The sequence below is a fragment of the Pseudomonas sp. 20-5 genome (assembly GCF_056782835.1).
In genome coordinates this window covers 3,585,209-3,600,709 of sequence record NZ_CM165584.1, presented here as the reverse complement: position 1 = coordinate 3,600,709, position 15,501 = coordinate 3,585,209, and the positions used below count along the sequence as shown (strand labels likewise).

Annotated in this window: 14 protein-coding genes; 8 read left to right on the top strand and 6 right to left on the bottom strand. The window is 66.8% G+C overall.

The window, feature by feature from the left end; translation table 11 throughout:
* The first annotated feature begins 43 nt into the window (after positions 1–43).
* Positions 44–784 (top strand): DNA polymerase III subunit epsilon, encoded by a 741-nt coding sequence (gene dnaQ, locus AC1RB9_RS16450; RefSeq protein ID WP_003087958.1) that lies wholly within the window; start codon positions 44–46, stop codon positions 782–784.
* A 27-nt stretch (positions 785–811) separates the two neighbouring features.
* On the opposite strand, the gene AC1RB9_RS16445 is transcribed toward dnaQ, so the two are convergent.
* Positions 812–1,201, bottom strand: coding sequence for a nuclear transport factor 2 family protein (locus AC1RB9_RS16445; RefSeq protein WP_003098144.1), 390 nt, complete (start codon positions 1,199–1,201; stop codon positions 812–814).
* Positions 1,202–1,394: 193 nt separating this feature from the next.
* Between AC1RB9_RS16445 and ldcA the strand changes: the two genes are divergently transcribed.
* Positions 1,395–3,650, top strand: a complete 2,256-nt coding sequence (gene ldcA, locus AC1RB9_RS16440; RefSeq protein ID WP_003087961.1) for a lysine-specific pyridoxal 5'-phosphate-dependent carboxylase LdcA — start codon at positions 1,395–1,397, stop codon at positions 3,648–3,650.
* Between the two features lie 23 nt (positions 3,651–3,673).
* Complete coding sequence (locus tag AC1RB9_RS16435) at positions 3,674–5,029, top strand: amino acid permease (RefSeq protein WP_003117687.1); 1,356 nt, start codon at positions 3,674–3,676, stop codon at positions 5,027–5,029.
* Here the strand turns inward: AC1RB9_RS16435 and nhaB are convergent.
* Complete coding sequence (nhaB, locus tag AC1RB9_RS16430) at positions 5,013–6,515, bottom strand: sodium/proton antiporter NhaB (RefSeq protein ID WP_003113594.1); 1,503 nt, start codon at positions 6,513–6,515, stop codon at positions 5,013–5,015. The genes AC1RB9_RS16435 and nhaB overlap by 17 nt on opposite strands.
* A 223-nt stretch (positions 6,516–6,738) precedes the next feature.
* Between nhaB and AC1RB9_RS16425 the strand changes: the two genes are divergently transcribed.
* The 3 genes from AC1RB9_RS16425 to nudC are packed head-to-tail and all read left to right on the top strand — an operon-like array spanning position 6,739 to position 10,115.
* Complete coding sequence (locus AC1RB9_RS16425; protein WP_003087972.1) at positions 6,739–7,551, top strand: crotonase/enoyl-CoA hydratase family protein; 813 nt, start codon at positions 6,739–6,741, stop codon at positions 7,549–7,551.
* Between the two features lie 39 nt (positions 7,552–7,590).
* Positions 7,591–9,279 (top strand): type IV pilus/biofilm regulator FimL, encoded by a 1,689-nt coding sequence (gene fimL, locus AC1RB9_RS16420; protein ID WP_003098159.1) that lies wholly within the window; start codon positions 7,591–7,593, stop codon positions 9,277–9,279.
* On the top strand, positions 9,279–10,115 hold the full coding sequence (nudC, locus tag AC1RB9_RS16415) for an NAD(+) diphosphatase (protein WP_003113595.1): 837 nt from the start codon (positions 9,279–9,281) through the stop codon (positions 10,113–10,115). Before fimL ends, nudC begins: the two co-directional genes overlap by 1 nt.
* Here the strand turns inward: nudC and AC1RB9_RS16410 are convergent.
* A complete protein-coding gene (locus tag AC1RB9_RS16410; RefSeq protein ID WP_003450110.1) occupies positions 10,083–10,862 on the bottom strand; it encodes a TSUP family transporter in 780 nt (259 codons plus the stop codon). The two genes, nudC and AC1RB9_RS16410, sit on opposite strands and share 33 nt — an antisense overlap.
* A 100-nt stretch (positions 10,863–10,962) precedes the next feature.
* Here AC1RB9_RS16410 and AC1RB9_RS16405 point away from each other — a divergent pair, with 100 nt between their 5' ends.
* Positions 10,963–11,607, top strand: a complete 645-nt coding sequence (locus AC1RB9_RS16405; RefSeq protein WP_003087981.1) for a hypothetical protein — start codon at positions 10,963–10,965, stop codon at positions 11,605–11,607.
* Here AC1RB9_RS16405 and AC1RB9_RS16400 read toward each other — a convergent pair.
* Complete coding sequence (locus AC1RB9_RS16400; RefSeq protein WP_003117685.1) at positions 11,604–12,509, bottom strand: LysR family transcriptional regulator; 906 nt, start codon at positions 12,507–12,509, stop codon at positions 11,604–11,606. The genes AC1RB9_RS16405 and AC1RB9_RS16400 overlap by 4 nt on opposite strands.
* 131 nt (positions 12,510–12,640) lie before the next feature.
* On the opposite strand from AC1RB9_RS16400, the gene AC1RB9_RS16395 reads away from it, so the two are divergent.
* Positions 12,641–13,402 carry an SDR family NAD(P)-dependent oxidoreductase gene (locus AC1RB9_RS16395; RefSeq protein WP_003450113.1) on the top strand — a complete coding sequence of 254 codons (762 nt, stop codon included), beginning with the start codon at positions 12,641–12,643 and terminating at the stop codon, positions 13,400–13,402.
* A gap of 160 nt (positions 13,403–13,562) precedes the next feature.
* Here the strand turns inward: AC1RB9_RS16395 and AC1RB9_RS16390 are convergent, their stop codons facing one another.
* Together AC1RB9_RS16390 and AC1RB9_RS16385 are read right to left on the bottom strand one after the other, a co-directional pair.
* Positions 13,563–14,330, bottom strand: coding sequence for an SDR family oxidoreductase (locus AC1RB9_RS16390; RefSeq protein ID WP_003087987.1), 768 nt, complete (start codon positions 14,328–14,330; stop codon positions 13,563–13,565).
* Positions 14,331–14,354: 24 nt separating this feature from the next.
* Positions 14,355–15,425, bottom strand: a complete 1,071-nt coding sequence (locus AC1RB9_RS16385; protein ID WP_003098170.1) for a phosphotransferase family protein — start codon at positions 15,423–15,425, stop codon at positions 14,355–14,357.
* Between the last annotated feature and the right edge of the window lie 76 nt (positions 15,426–15,501).

Below are 15,501 nucleotides of genomic sequence, written 5' to 3'. Positions count from 1 at the left end.
TTCAGCAGCCGCGGCTGCAGCGAAACAGAGAAAGGCTCTATAGATGCGTAGCGTCGTACTGGATACCGAAACCACCGGCATGCCGGTGACCGATGGTCACCGGATCATCGAGATCGGCTGTGTCGAGCTGGAGGGGCGTCGCCTGACCGGTCGCCACTTCCACGTCTACCTGCAACCCGATCGCGAGGTCGACGAAGGGGCGATCGCCGTCCACGGCATCACCAACGAATACCTGAAGGACAAGCCGCGCTTCCGCGAGGTCGCCAACGATTTCTTCGAATTCATCCGCGGCGCCCAGCTGATCATCCACAACGCGGCGTTCGATATCGGCTTCATCAACAACGAGTTCGCCCTGCTGGGCCAGCAGGACCGCTCGGACGTGACCGAGTACTGCTCGGTGCTGGATACCCTGCTGATGGCCCGCGAGCGCCATCCGGGCCAGCGCAACAACCTCGATGCGTTGTGCAAGCGCTACGGCGTGGACAACTCCGGTCGCGACCTGCACGGCGCGTTGCTCGACGCCGAGATCCTCGCCGACGTCTACCTGGCGATGACCGGCGGCCAGACCAGCCTGTCGCTGGCCGGCAGCGGCGCGGAAGGCGACGGCAGCGGCCGGCCGATGGTCAGCCCGATCCGTCGGCTCGATCCGGCGCGGGTAGCCACCCCGGTGCTGCGCGCCAACGCTGAAGAGCTGGCTGCGCATGCGGCGCGGCTGGCGGTGATCGAGAAGTCGGCAGGTGGTCCGTCGCTCTGGGCGCAACTGGAAGCGCCGGTCGGCGAATAGCCTGCCCATGCACCACGGGCGCCGCGTTCAGCGTGTCGCCCGGTCCACCAGCAAGGTGTCGCAGAACTGCTCGAAACGGCGGATCCTGCCGTCCTCTACCGTCCATACGTGTGCCACACGCGCTTCGAACGACTTGCCGCTGCGACGGTGGGTCGCTGCATATCGACCGACGGCGACCACGCTGTCGCCGCCGTCGATCAGGCGCTCGATCTCGACCCTGAAGCCCTCCCAGTCCCGCTGCAAGGCCTGGAACACACCGGCGCCGATGGCGGCCGCGCCGACATAGGTGCCGGCCAGCGGGAAACCGGCCATTTCCGTCCATTCGGTGCGTTCGTCCATGTCCGCCAGCATTCCGGCGAGGTCCCCACGGCTAGAGGCCGCATAGTGATCGCTGACGATCCGATAAGCGCTGCGCATCGTTGTCGCTCCGTAGCAGGGCAGAGAGGTCCATGCTCCTCGCTGGCGGGAGAGGAGGCAAGCGCGGCGCGCCGACTTGTGTTGCCGCGACCTTTTCTTACAAGGGCAAGCCGCCGGGGGTTACGTGCGTGCCGGCAAGTCTCTACCCTGAGCCGACCGGCGGGGTTCGCCCGCCTGCTGCTCGGGATCAACAATGTATAAAGACCTCAAATTTCCCGTCCTCATCGTCCATCGCGACATCAAGGCCGACACCGTTGCCGGCGAACGCGTGCGGGGCATCGCCCACGAACTGGAGCAGGACGGCTTCAGCATTCTCTCCACCGCCAGCTCCGCGGAGGGGCGCATCGTCGCTTCCACCCACCACGGCCTGGCCTGCATTCTGGTCGCTGCCGAAGGTGCCGGGGAAAACCAGCGCCTGCTGCAGGATGTGGTCGAACTGATCCGCGTGGCCCGCGTGCGGGCGCCGCAATTGCCGATCTTCGCCCTCGGCGAGCAGGTGACCATCGAGAACGCGCCGGCCGAGTCCATGGCCGACCTGCACCAGTTGCGCGGCATCCTCTACCTGTTCGAAGACACCGTGCCGTTCCTCGCCCGCCAGGTCGCCCGGGCGGCGCGCAACTACCTGGCCGGGCTGCTGCCGCCATTCTTCCGCGCGCTGGTCGAGCACACCGCGCAGTCCAACTATTCCTGGCATACGCCGGGCCACGGCGGCGGTGTCGCCTATCGCAAGAGCCCGGTGGGACAGGCGTTCCACCAGTTCTTCGGGGAGAACACGCTGCGTTCCGACCTGTCGGTCTCGGTCCCCGAGCTGGGATCGCTGCTCGACCATACCGGCCCCCTGGCCGAGGCCGAGGACCGTGCCGCGCGCAATTTCGGCGCCGACCATACCTTCTTCGTGATCAATGGCACTTCCACCGCGAACAAGATCGTCTGGCACTCCATGGTCGGTCGCGAAGACCTGGTGCTGGTGGACCGCAACTGCCACAAGTCGATCCTCCACTCGATCATCATGACCGGGGCGATACCGCTCTACCTGACTCCGGAACGCAACGAACTGGGGATCATCGGGCCGATCCCTCTGAGCGAATTCAGCAAGGAGTCGATCGCCGCGAAGATCGCCGCCAGCCCGCTGGCGCGCGGCCGCGAGCCGAAGGTGAAGCTGGCGGTGGTGACCAACTCCACCTACGACGGCCTGTGCTACAACGCCGAGCTGATCAAGCAGACCCTCGGCGACAGCGTCGAGGTGTTGCACTTCGACGAGGCCTGGTACGCCTATGCCGCGTTCCACGAGTTCTACGACGGACGCTATGGCATGGGCACCTCGCGCAGCGAGGAGGGACCCCTGGTGTTCGCCACCCACTCCACGCACAAGATGCTCGCCGCCTTCAGCCAGGCCTCGATGATCCACGTGCAGGATGGCGGGACCCGGAAGCTGGACGTGGCGCGCTTCAACGAAGCCTTCATGATGCACATCTCGACCTCGCCGCAGTACGGCATCATCGCTTCGCTGGACGTGGCTTCGGCGATGATGGAAGGGCCCGCCGGGCGTTCGCTGATCCAGGAGACCTTCGACGAGGCCCTCAGCTTCCGCCGGGCCCTGGCCAACGTACGGCAGAACCTGGACCGGAACGACTGGTGGTTCGGCGTCTGGCAGCCGGAGCAGGTGGAGGGCACCGATCAGGTCGGCACCCATGACTGGGTACTGGAGCCGAGCGCCGACTGGCACGGCTTCGGCGATATCGCCGAAGACTACGTGCTGCTCGATCCGATCAAGGTCACCCTGACCACCCCGGGCTTGAGCGCCGGCGGCAAGCTCAGCGAGCAGGGGATTCCGGCTGCCATCGTCAGCCGCTTCCTCTGGGAGCGCGGGCTGGTGGTGGAGAAAACCGGTCTCTACTCCTTCCTGGTGCTGTTCTCGATGGGCATCACCAAGGGCAAGTGGAGCACCCTGGTCACCGAACTGCTCGAATTCAAGCGCTGTTACGACGCCAACCTGCCGCTGCTCGACGTCTTGCCCTCCGTGGCCCAGGCCGGCGGCAAGCGCTACAACGGAGTGGGCCTGCGCGACCTCAGCGACGCCATGCACGCCAGCTACCGCGACAACGCCACGGCGAAGGCCATGAAGCGCATGTACACGGTGCTGCCGGAGGTCGCGATGCGGCCGTCCGAGGCCTACGACAAGCTGGTGCGCGGCGAGGTCGAGGCGGTACCGATCGCTCGGTTGGAAGGGCGCATCGCGGCCGTCATGCTGGTACCCTATCCGCCGGGTATCCCGCTGATCATGCCGGGTGAGCGCTTCACCGAGGCGACCCGCTCGATCCTCGACTATCTCGAGTTCGCGCGGACCTTCGAGCGCGCCTTCCCTGGTTTCGACTCCGATGTGCATGGCCTGCAGCATCAGGACGGACCGTCCGGGCGCTGCTATACCGTTGAATGCATAAAGGAATGAAGCCGACAGGCTAAGGGGTGTCGATGGCGGGGGGAGAGAAGGCCGGCAAGCGCGGCATGGGGTTCTGGACCTGCAGCGCGCTGGTGATCGGCAACATGGTCGGTTCGGGAGTCTTCCTGCTTCCCTCCAGCCTGGCGGCGTTCGGCGGGCTCAGCCTGTTCGGCTGGCTGGTGTCGAGCACCGGCGCGGTGCTGCTGGCGCTGACCTTCGCCCGCCTGGCGCGGGTCAACCCCGGCGCCGGCGGCCCCTACGCCTATACCCGCGACGGTTTCGGCAGCTTCGCCGGCTACCTGTGCGCCTGGACCTACTGGAAAGCCGCCTGGATCGGCAACGCGGCGATCGCCGTGACCCTGGTCGGCTACCTGCGGGTATTCATCCCGGCGCTGGCGGATCCGCTGCTGATGGTCAGCGTGGCCATCGCCGCGATCTGGCTGTGCACCCTGATCAACCTGCGAGGCATCGGCACCTTCAGCGTGGTGCAGAACCTGCTGACCATCCTCAAGCTGCTGCCGTTGTTGCTGGTCGGTATCCTCGGCTGGTTCCACTTCAATCCCGAGCACCTGGCGATCCCGGCGCGCAGCGAGCTGCCGAACATGGGCTATGCCCAGGCGATCGCCACCACCGCGGCGCTGACCCTGTGGTCGTTCATCGGCCTGGAGTCGGCCACCGTGCCGGCCGACGACGTCGAGGATCCGCGCCGCACCATTCCCCGTGCGACCCTGTTCGGCACGCTGGCCGCGGCGGCCCTCTACATCCTCTCGATCACTGCGGTGCAGGGCCTGATGCCGCCGGAGGTGCTGGCCCGCTCCACCTCGCCGTTCGCCGACGCGGCGCGGATCCTGATGGGCGACTGGGGCTACTACCTGGTGGCTGCCGGGGCGGTCATCGCCTGCCTGGGCGCGCTCAATGGCTGGGTCCTGTTGCAGGGCCAGATCCCGGTGGCTCCGGCGCGCGACGGGCTGTTCCCGGAGTCGCTCGGCCAGCTCAACAAGAACGGCGCGCCGGCCCACGGCCTGCTGGCCTCGGGGCTGCTGGTGACGGCGCTGGTGATGGTCGACGGGCATGGCGACCTGGTCGATGTGTTCAACGTGATCATCCTGCTCGGCACCATGACCGGGGTGGTCCCCTACGCGTTCTGCACCGCCGCGCTGTTGCAACTGCTGGCGGTGCGACCGGACGAGTTCTCGCCGCGTTCACGCCGGCAATTGCTGGTGATCGGCTCGCTGGGCTTCGCCTACTCGCTATGGGCGCTGTATGGCACCGGCCAGCAGGCGATCTTCTGGGGCTTCCTGGTGCTGATGGCCGGTATCCCGATGTACACCTGGCGGCAATGGCGCAATCAGGTCAACGGAGTGCCGACGCTCAAAGCCAATGACTGACCGCCCACCAGCCCAGGCCGCCCATCACCAGGGTGTAGGGTAGCGCCATCCAGACCATGCGGCCGTACGACAGGCGCACCAGCGGGGCGATGGAGGAGGTCAGCAGGAAGAGGAACGCCGCCTGGCCGTTGGGCGTCGCTACGCTGGGCAGGTTGGTGCCGGTATTGATCGCCACCGCCAGGGTATCGAAATGCTCGCGGCTCATGTGGCCGGCATCCAGCGCCTGTTTCACCTCGGTGATGTAGATGGTGGCGACGAATACGTTGTCGCTGATCGCCGAGAGCAGGCCGTTGGCGATGAACAGCATGCCCGGCTGGCGTTCCGCCGGCAGCGCCAGCACCGCCTGGATGATCGGGGTGAACAGGTGCTGCTGGTGGATCACCGCGACCACCGCGAAGAACACCACCAGCAGCGCAGTGAACGGCAGGGCCTCCTGGAAGGCGCGGCCGATCTGGTGTTCGTCGGTGACGCCGGTGAAGGCAGTGATCAGCACGATCACCAACAGGCCGATCAGGCCGACCTCGGCGACATGCAGGGCCAGCCCGACGATCAGTACCAGCGCCGCCAGGGCCTGCACCAGCAGCGCGGCCTTCTGCTGCGCTCCGCGTTTGCGGCTTTCGCTGGCGGCGTACTCGGCGAGCACCTGGCGCACCGCCGCCGGCAACTGGGCGCCATAGCCGAAGCGGCGGCTCTTCTCCAGCAGCACGCAGGTCAGCAGGCCGGCCGCCAGTACCGGCATGGATACCGGCGCGACCTGGCGGAAGAACTCGACGAAATGCCAGCCGGCCTCGTGGCCGATCAGCAGGTTCTGCGGCTCTCCCACCAGGGTGCAGACGCCGCCCAGCGCGGTGCCGACCGCCGCGTGCATGAGCAGGCTGCGGAGGAAGGCGCGGAATTCCTCGAGATGGGCCCGGTGCAGCTCGGGGACCTGGCGGTCGGTGGCGGGATCGTAGTCCTCGCTGGCGCGCTGCCCCGAAGCGACCCGGTGATACACGGCGAAGAATGCCACCGCCACGCTGATCACCACGGCGGTCACGGTGAGGGCGTCGAGGAAGGCCGAGAGGAGGGCGGCCAGCAGGCAGAACAGGAGCGATAGCAGGGTCTTCGAGCGCACGCCGAGCAGCAGGCGGGAAAACAGCAGGAGCAGCAGGTCCTTCATGAAGTAGATGCCGGCGACCATGAACATCAGCAGCAGGAGCACCGGGAAGTTGTGCTGCAATTCCGCATAGAGCGCCTCGGGGGTAGCCAGGCCAAGCAGCAGCGCCTCCAGCACCAACAGGCCACCCGGCTGTAGCGGATAGCATTTCAGCGCCATGGCCAGGGTGAAGATGAACTCGCCGACCAGCACCCAGGCGCTTGTCACCGGCCCGGCCAGCCATAGCAGCAGGGGGTTGAGCAAGAGGAAGGCGAGCACCGTCAGCTTGTACCAGCGCGGCGAATGCCCGAGGAAGTTCTGTGCGAAAGCCTGGCTCAGGGGACTGCTCACGATGGACTCCACGGCAAGGAAAAGACTGAAAATGCCAGCAGGACTTTCGTTGGATCAAGCGTTTAGCGCAATCATCGAAGAGATTGCGGTATCAATGGGCGTGCCGTGCATCACATAGTGCAGCATCGACATTTGGCTCGCCCTTGTTATAGTTGCGGGATTTTCCGCACAACAAAAATCTCTGCGTTCTGACAGCGCAGTTGCTCTGCCGAGGACTATCGCCGTGACCGAGTACAACGCATTCCGTGTGGAGCTGGCAGACAAGATCGCCCACGTCCAGATCAACCGTCCGGACAAGATCAATGCCATGAACCAGGACTTCTGGCGCGAGATCATCGAGATCTTCCGCTGGGTCGACGATACCGACGAAGTGCGGGTGGTCGTGCTGTCCGGGGCGGGCAAGCATTTTTCCTCGGGGATCGACCTGATGCTGCTGGCCCAGGTCGGCAGCCAACTGGGCAAGGACGTCGGCCGCAACGCCGACGCCCTGCGTCGCAAGATTCTCGAGCTGCAGGCCTCGTTCAACGCGGTCGACAACTGCCGCAAGCCGGTGCTCGCGGCGATCCAGGGCTACTGCCTGGGCGGCGCCATCGACCTGGTCTCGGCCTGCGACATGCGCTACTCGACCGCCGACGCGCAGTTCTCGATCAAGGAGATCGACATCGGCATGGCCGCCGACGTCGGCACCCTGCAGCGCCTGCCGCGGATCATCGGCGATGGCATGATGCGCGAGCTGGCCTACACCGGGCGCATGGTCGACGGCGAAGAGGCACGGAGCATCGGCCTGGTCAATCGTACCTACGCGGACCAGGCCGCATTGATGGATGGGGTCTTCGAACTGGCGCGGCAGATCGCCGCGAAGTCGCCGATCGCCATCCGTGGTACCAAGGAAATGATCCGCTATATGCGCGACCACCGGGTCGACGACGGCCTCGAGTACGTCGCTACCTGGAACGCCGCCATGCTCCAGTCCGCCGACCTGCGGGTGGCGATGGCCGCGCATATGGCCAAGCAGAAGCCGGAATTCGCTGATTGATGCCGTTGTATATTCTTGCGCGGGAGGCGCACTAGACCGATGGTCACAGGAGCCACGTCCCTCAGTCTGGTGCGCGACGAGTTGTTCGCCACCATGGAACAGGCCGAACAGGGTCTTGAGCAGTTCATTGCCGAGCGGCAGAACGGCAGCCTGCTGCAGCACGCCGTCGAATGCCTGCAACAGATCCGCGGCACCCTCAACCTGATCGAGCTGGCCGGCGCCGAGCTGCTGGCCCAGGAAGCCCTGCAGCTGGCGACCGACATTCCCACCGGCGTCAGCGAGGAGCGCGACGGCCAGCTGGCAGCCCTGGGCAACGCCCTGTACGTGCTGCGCCGCTACCTGGAGAACGTCGAGGCCAATCGCCAGGAGATCCCCGAGCTGCTCTTGCCGGCGATCAACGAAGTGCGCTGTGCCGCAGGGCAGCCGGCGCTGCCGGAAAGCTTCTTCTTCAGCGCCCGCCTGGATATCCCGCGGCCGCCGAGCACTGCCATCGACCACCTGCCTTCCGAAGCCGAACTGGGCGAGGAAAGCCGGCGGATGCGCCACATGTACCAGATCGGCCTGCTCGGCCTGATCCGCGAACAGAACCTCTATCCCAGCCTCAAGCTGATGGGCCGCGCGCTGGCGCGCCTCGACAGCCTGCACGGCGGGGTGGCCCGTTCGCGGCTGTGCTGGATCGGCGCCGCGGCGATCGAGTCGATCGTCGATGGCCAACTGTTGCCGCGCAAGTCGCGCAAGCAACTGTTCTCGCGCATCGACCGCGAGCTCAAGCAATTGCTGATCGGCCCGGCCTACGAGGCGCCGCGCCATCTGCTCAAGGAACTGCTTTACCTGGTGGCGCTGTCCGACGGCCAGGGCCCGCGTTCGCGCGAGGTCCGCGAACTGCATGGGCTGGCGCCGCTGCCGTTCACCGACCACCTGCTGGAAGAGGAATCGCAGCGCCTGTCCGGCCCCGGCCAGTCGGTGATGCGTTCGCTGTCCACGGCGATCCGCGAGGAACTCGCCGGGGTCAAGGACATGCTCGACCTGATCGAGCGCGGCGTGGCCCAGCCGGATAGCCTGACCAACCTGCATGCGCAACTGGGCAAGCTGAGCAAGACCCTCGGCATGGTCGGCCTGAACTCGGCCGGCACCGCCCTGCAGACCCAGCTACCCACCGTGGCCGCCTGGGCTGCCAGCGGCGTCGCCGATTCGCCGCCGGCGTTGCTGCGCCTGGCCGATGCGGTGCTCTACGTGGAAAGCATGGTCGGCAACCTCGAGCGCGGCGAGCGCCGCATCATCCGGCCGACTCCGGCGGAGCCCGGGCAGGAAGCCGATGCGTTCGCCGTGCACCAGTTGGCCGAGGCGCGCATCGTGGTGATCGAGGAGGCCAAGGCCGGCCTGGCCCTGGCCAAGCGTGCGATCACCGCGTACCTGGAATCCAATGGCGACAAGCTCAACCTGGCCAACGTCCCGGCCAGCCTGCAGGCGGTCCGGGGCGGTCTCTGGTTCCTCGGTCAGGAGCGCGCCGCGCTGCTGGTCGGCGGCTGCGCCGACTACATCCAGCAGCGCATGATCGAGACCGCGCAGATGCCTTCGGAGCAGATGCTGGAAACCCTCGCCGACGCCCTGACCAGTCTCGAATACTATCTCGAGGGCGGTGCCGTGCTGCGTCCGCAGGGCCAGCCGGACGTCCTCGACCTGGCCAGCGCCAGCGTCAAGGCGCTCGGACTGCCGGTGGCCGCCTGATGGCCGGCGAGTTCCGCTGGCAGGCAGGTCGGCCGGCTACCGCCCAGGTCGGCGGCTGGGTGCTCGCGCACTGTCAGCAGCGCTTCCTCCAGGACGACAACGGCCTGCTGTTCCCCCGCGAATGGCTGAAGCGCCAGGAACTCCCGCTGCTCGCCGAACATGGGGTCGGCCATTGGCAGGGCGAGCCGGTCTACGTGCTGGAACTGGACGAGCCGATCGAGCTGCCGGGCATGGCCTGGGCGCCGTTGCGGCAGTTCATGCTGCACGGCGATTTCGATCAGTTCTGCATGCTCGGCTATGCCAGCCAGATCGGCATCTGGGCACGTCACAACCGGTTCTGCGGCAATTGCGGCACACGCATGCAGGCGCAGGACCACGAGCGGGTGATGCAGTGTCCGCAGTGCGGGCTGCACCAGTACCCGCGCCTGTCGCCGAGCATGATCGTCCTGGTGACCCGGGGCGACGAGGTGTTGCTGGCGCGTTCGCCGCGCTTCGTGCCGGGGGTCTACAGTACCCTGGCCGGCTTCGTCGAGGCCGGCGAGTCGGTGGAGCAGTGCGTGGTCCGCGAGGTGCGCGAAGAGGTCGGGGTGGAGGTCGCCAATCTCGAATACATCGGCAGCCAGAACTGGCCGTTCCCGCATTCGCTGATGCTCGGTTTCCACGCCGAGTACGTGTCCGGCGAGATCGTCCCGCAGGAAGACGAGATCGAGGACGCCCAGTGGTTCTCCCTCGATGCCTTGCCGCCGCTACCGGCGCAGCGCTCGATCGCCCGGCACCTGATCGACCTGTACCTGGCGCGCCGCTCAGGCGCCGCTGAACCAGTGCTGCCAGGCTAGCCGCGCGGTCAGCGCCAGGACCACCAGGATGAACACCGGGCGAATGAACTTCGCCCCGCCGCCGATGGCGGTGCGCGCGCCGAAATAGGCGCCGACCATCAGCGACGCACCCATGCACAGGCCGAGCAACCAGATCACCTGGCCGGAGGCGATGAACACCGCCAGCGCCACTATGTTGCTGACGAAGTTCATGCTCCGCGCCACACCGCTGGCGCGGACCAGGTCCAGCGGGTACATGAGCAGCGAGCTGACGGTCCAGAACGCTCCGGTGCCCGGTCCCGCCACGCCGTCGTAGAAGCCCAGGGCGAGGCCCTGCGGCCACTGGCGCTTGCGTCCGAGCGGCGCATCGGCGTCCAGCGGCGCCTTCGGCGTGCCGCCGAAGAGCATGTAGAGGCCGCAGGTGAATACCACCACCGGGAGCATCCGGTTCAGCCACTCGGCGGGCAGCAGGTGAGCCGCCCAGGCGCCTATGGCGGCGCCGATCGCGGTGGCGAGCAGAGCGTTGCGCCACTTCCCGGGATGGAACAGCTTGCGCCGGTAGAAGGTGTAGCTGGCGGTCGCCGCACCGAAGGTCGAGCTCAGCTTGTTGGTACCCAGCGCCAGGTGCGGCGGGACCCCGGCGGTGAGCAGCGCAGGGATGGTCAACAGGCCGCCGCCGCCGGCGATGGCGTCGATGAAGCCGGCGAGAAAGGCCACCACGGCCAGGATGATCAGGGTGCTGGGGTCTATCGCGAGTTCGAAGGGCATGAAAAACCGGACCTGCTTCCAATCGGGAAACGGCCTCGCTGGCCGTCGGGAGGAGGGGTGCGCATAATGCCCGCAATTTCACGCAGAAGGAATCGCTTGCATGCAGTACGACGGTCTGGCCTGGGCATTCGCGTTACTGGCCTTGCTGGCCGCCCTGGTCGCGGTGCGCATCCTCTTCGAACGCACCTGGTTCCTCGGCTGGCTGCGCGGCACCTGCGGCTTGGCCTTCGTCGCCGTGGCGGCGCTGCTGCTGGTGCTCGCCTGGGACCTGCGCAGCTATTCGCTGCTCAAGCCCGAGCAGCCGATGGCCACCCTGAGCTTCCAGGCCGAAGGGCCGCAGCGCTACCGGGTGCTGATCCAGGAGGGCGCCAACGAGCGCAGCGTGGTGCTGGACGGCGAACTCTGGCAACTGGACGCGCGGATTTTCCGCTGGAAGGGGCTGGCCGCGTTGATCGGTCTGGCGCCGGGCTATCGCCTCGACGCGCTCAGCGGCCGCTTCCTGGCCCTCGAGCAGCAGTCCCGGGGCCGCCGCCTGGGCTTGTCGCAGAGTCCGCTGGGGGTCGATCTCTGGCGCTGGCTGCGGGCCGGCGAGCACGACCTGTTCCTGTTCGAGCCGCTGGCGGGGCGGGTGACTTTCCTGCCGATGGCGGACAAGGCGGTGTTCGCGGTGAACTACGGCGTCGCCGGGCTGCTTGCCGAGCCGATGAACCTGGCGGCCGAGGAGGCGCTCAGGGACTGGCGCTAGGCCATGCGAAAAGCCGGGGCGGCGGCGATCGCCTGGGCGGTTTCGCGAAAGCGTTCGATGAGTTCCGACGGCGTGCGGTAGGCCAGCGCCAGCCGATAGGGAATTCGCGCCCGCCGCCCTTGCAGGGGACGAAAGGTGACCCCCGGCGGGCGCAACGGTTGTAGCAGCGAAGGCACTAGCGCGACGCCGATGCCGCCGGCCACCAGCCCGGCGATGGTCTGCATCTGCCGCGCCTCCTGCACCACCTCCGGGACGAAGCCGGCTGCCGCGCAGGCGGCGACGATCAGGTCGTGCATGCCCGGCCCATAGTGCCGTGGAAACAGCAGCCAGGGTTCTCCGGCCAGTTGTTCCAGGCGCAGGCGCGCATGGCGTGCCAGCCGATGCCCTTCGGGCAATGCCACGCGCATGTCGCCGTCCACCAGTAGATGTGTGTACAGGCCGGGCTGGCGGTCGACCGGCAGAACGATCAGGCCGGCATCGATGCGGTCTTCGCGCAACGCCTCCAGTTGCCCCGCGGTGGTGTCTTCCTGGAGCTGGAAGTCCAGCGCGCCATGCTGGTGGCGGAACGCCTGGAGTATGCGCGGTAGCAGAATATTGATGGTGCTGTCGACGAACGCCAGGCGCAACGTTCTGCGTCCGCTGGCGGCGCTGCGCGCGGCCGCCAGGGTGCGTTCGGCCTGGGCCAGGGTGCGCCGGGCTTCGTCGAGGAACGCGCGGCCTGCCGGCGTCAGGCGGTGGATACGGTTGTCACGCTCCAGCAGGCTGGCGCCGACTTCTTCTTCCAGCCGCCGGATCGCAGTGGTCAGCGGTGGCTGGGCCATGTGCAGGCGCTCAGCGGCGCGGCGGAAGCTCAGCTCCTCGGCAACCGCGACGAACTGGCGGAACTGGCGTAAGTCGGCCATTGCGATATCTCCCGGATATGGTGAGTTAAGAAAGACAGTATTGGATATATCGCGGCGGATCCGTCGAAAATCCATCCGTACGCTCGCTCTGGCCAGACGAGGCGTTCCATCCATTACAGAGGAAGCCCGTCATGCACACTCATTCTCCAATCCCCCGTACCGCCCTGGTCACCGGCGGCTCGTCGGGCATCGGCCTGGCCATCGCCCGGCGCCTTCGGCAACAGGGTTATCGGATCGCCCTGGTGGCCCGTGATTCCCAGCGCCTGCAACGCGCTGCCGCCGAGTTGGGCGGTGTGCCCTGGATGGCCGCCGATCTTTCCCGCCGCGAAGCTGTCGAGGCGGTGGCCGCCTGGGTTGGCGACACCTTCCAGGGGCTCGACGTGCTGGTGAACAACGCCGGGTTCACCCGAAAGATCGCCGCCACCACTCCGCTGGCTGAGGCCGAGCGGGAATGGGATGCGCTGCTGGACGGCAACCTGAAAAGCGCGTTCCTCATGTCGCTGGCGGTGTTGCCGCATTTCACGGAAGAGGGCGGGCGGATCATCCATATCGGATCGATCGCTGCGCAGACCGGTAGCGGCAGTCCTGGTGCGCTGGGCTATGCGGCAGCCAAGTCCGGCCTGCATGGCTTCGGCGTGGCCCTGGCGCGGGAACTCGGTTCGCGCGGGATCACGGTGAACAGCGTGGCGCCGGGTTACATCGCCGACACCCGGTTCTTTCCCGGCGGCCTCGATCCGCAACGGGTCGCCGCCATCGTCGGCGAGACCCCGCTGGGCAGGACCGGCCGGGTCGAGGACATCGCCGCGGCGGTGGCCTGGCTGGCCTCGCCCGAGGCGGGGTTCGTCACCGGAACGGTGGTGTCGGTGAACGGTGGCTGGCGGGTCGGCAACTGAAGTGGAAGCGGCGGGTAACGCCTATGGGGGTACTCGTCCGGCTACCCGAGAACGCAGGTGAATAGCCGTGGGGCGCCTGTCCCGCGCTGGTGCGAGGCATTGGCAATCCTGAAATGAAAAGAGGGAGCCCTGGCTCCCTCTTCGCGCGTTCGCCGTTCCGTCAGGAAAGGAAGCCGCCGTCGACGTTCAGCGCCACGCCGGTGGTGTAGCTGGACGCTTCGCTAGCCAGGTAGAGCACGGCGCCTGCCATTTCGCTCGGCTCGGCCACGCGCTTGAGCGGGATGCGCTGCAGGGCGAGGTTGCGGATCGCGTCGTTCTTCACCAGCGCCGAAGCGAACTTGGTGTCGGTCAACCCTGGCAGGAGGGCGTTGCAGCGGATGCCGAACTGCGCGCATTCCTTGGCGAAGACCTTGGTCATGCTGATCACGGCGGCCTTGGTCACCGAGTAGATGCCCTGGAACTCGCCGGGCGATACGCCGTTGATCGAGGCCACGTTGATGATGCTGCCGCCGCCGTGTTCCTTCATCAGCTTGCCGCCCTCGATGGACATGAAGTAGTAGCCGCGGATGTTGACGTCGACGGTCTTCTGGAAGGCGCCGAGGTCGGTTTCCAGTACGTTGCAGAACTGCGGGTTGGTGGCGGCGTTGTTGACCAGGATGTCGAGGCGGCCGAACTGCTCGCGGATCTGTGCGAAGACGTTCTGGATCTGCTCCATCTCGCCGATGTGGCAGGCGATCGCGGTGGCCTTGCCGCCCTCCGCGGTGATCGCGTCGGCGACCGCCTGGCAGCCATCGATCTTGCGGCTCGAGACGATCACGTGGGCGCCTTGCTGGGCCAGCAGCTTGGCTATCGCCTCGCCGATGCCGCGGCTGGCGCCGGAAACGAAGGCGATCTTGCCGTCGAGGTCGAACAGGTGGGTCTTGGACATGGGCTATCCCCTTGTAGTGGTCGGTTACAGGCGGGAGCGCTCGATGGCCTGCAGGCTCATCTGCTCCAGCAGCTTGTTCATCTGCACGAACTGGGCGAAACGCTTGTCCTGGGTCTGCCCGTGGTAGTAGCGGTAGTAGATCTGCTGGACGATGCCGGCAAGACGGAACAGGCCATAGGTGTAGTAGAAGTCCAGGTTGTCGATCGGTGGGATCCCGGCCCGCTCGGCGTAGTAGTCGGCGAACTCCCGGCGGGTCAGCATGCCCGGCAGGTGGCTGGGCTGGCGGCGGGTCAGCTGCACCGGAGCCGGGTCGCCGGCTTCCACCCAGTAGGCGAGGGTATTGCCGAGGTCCATCAGCGGATCGCCGAGGGTGGCCAGTTCCCAGTCCAGCACGCCGATGATCTGCATCGGGTTTTCCGGGTCGAGGATCACGTTGTCGAAGCGGTAGTCGTTGTGCACGATGCCCGGCTTGTGGTGATCGGCCGGCTGCTTGTCCTTGAGCCAGGCCTTGACCGGTTCCCAGAGCGGCGCGTCGGGGGTCAGGGCCTTCTCGTAGCGGTCGGTCCAGCCGGCGATCTGGCGCTGCACGTAGCCGTCCGGGCGGCCCAGGTCGGCCAGTCCGCAGGCGGCGTAGTCGACGTTGTGCAGTTCGACGAACTTGTCGATGAAGCTCTTGCACAGGCTGCGGGTCTGTTGTTCGTCGAGATTCAGCTCAGGCGGCAGTTCGGCGCGCAGGATGATGCCCTTGACCCGTTCCATGACGTAGAACTCGGCGCCGATCACCGACTCGTCGGTGCAGTAGAGGTAGGCTTTCGGGCAGTAGGGGAAGCCTGCGTTCAACTGGTTCAGGATGCGGTATTCGCGGCCCATGTCGTGGGCCGACTTGGCCTTGTGGCCGAATGGCGGGCGACGCAGGACGAACTCCTGGCGCGGATACTCGATCAGGTAGGTCAGGTTGGACGCGCCACCGGGGAACTGGCTGATCTTCGGGGTGCCTTCGAGGCCGGGGATATGGGCTTTCAGGTACGGGTCGATGACGGCGGCGTCGAGTTCTTCGCCGGCGCGGATGCGAGTGGATTGGTCGGTCAGCGACATGGGGTTCCCTTCTCGTGGTGCCACGGCGGAGCCGCGGGAGCCGGTGCGCGCATCAGGCTGCGCAATGATGGTGACC

Excerpts from the sequence above, each read along its gene's own strand:
- dnaQ (WP_003087958.1), top strand. The coding sequence starts at position 44 with ATGCGTAGCGTCGTACTGGATACCGAAACCACCGGCATGCCGGTGACC.
- AC1RB9_RS16445 (WP_003098144.1), bottom strand. The coding sequence starts at position 1,201 with ATGCGCAGCGCTTATCGGATCGTCAGCGATCACTATGCGGCCTCTAGC.
- ldcA (WP_003087961.1), top strand. The coding sequence starts at position 1,395 with ATGTATAAAGACCTCAAATTTCCCGTCCTCATCGTCCATCGCGACATC.
- AC1RB9_RS16435 (WP_003117687.1), top strand. The coding sequence starts at position 3,674 with ATGGCGGGGGGAGAGAAGGCCGGCAAGCGCGGCATGGGGTTCTGGACC.
- fimL (WP_003098159.1), top strand. The coding sequence starts at position 7,591 with ATGGTCACAGGAGCCACGTCCCTCAGTCTGGTGCGCGACGAGTTGTTC.
- nudC (WP_003113595.1), top strand. The coding sequence starts at position 9,279 with ATGGCCGGCGAGTTCCGCTGGCAGGCAGGTCGGCCGGCTACCGCCCAG.
- AC1RB9_RS16410 (WP_003450110.1), bottom strand. The coding sequence starts at position 10,862 with ATGCCCTTCGAACTCGCGATAGACCCCAGCACCCTGATCATCCTGGCC.
- AC1RB9_RS16405 (WP_003087981.1), top strand. The coding sequence starts at position 10,963 with ATGCAGTACGACGGTCTGGCCTGGGCATTCGCGTTACTGGCCTTGCTG.
- AC1RB9_RS16400 (WP_003117685.1), bottom strand. The coding sequence starts at position 12,509 with ATGGCCGACTTACGCCAGTTCCGCCAGTTCGTCGCGGTTGCCGAGGAG.
- AC1RB9_RS16395 (WP_003450113.1), top strand. The coding sequence starts at position 12,641 with ATGCACACTCATTCTCCAATCCCCCGTACCGCCCTGGTCACCGGCGGC.
- AC1RB9_RS16390 (WP_003087987.1), bottom strand. The coding sequence starts at position 14,330 with ATGTCCAAGACCCACCTGTTCGACCTCGACGGCAAGATCGCCTTCGTT.
- AC1RB9_RS16385 (WP_003098170.1), bottom strand. The coding sequence starts at position 15,425 with ATGTCGCTGACCGACCAATCCACTCGCATCCGCGCCGGCGAAGAACTC.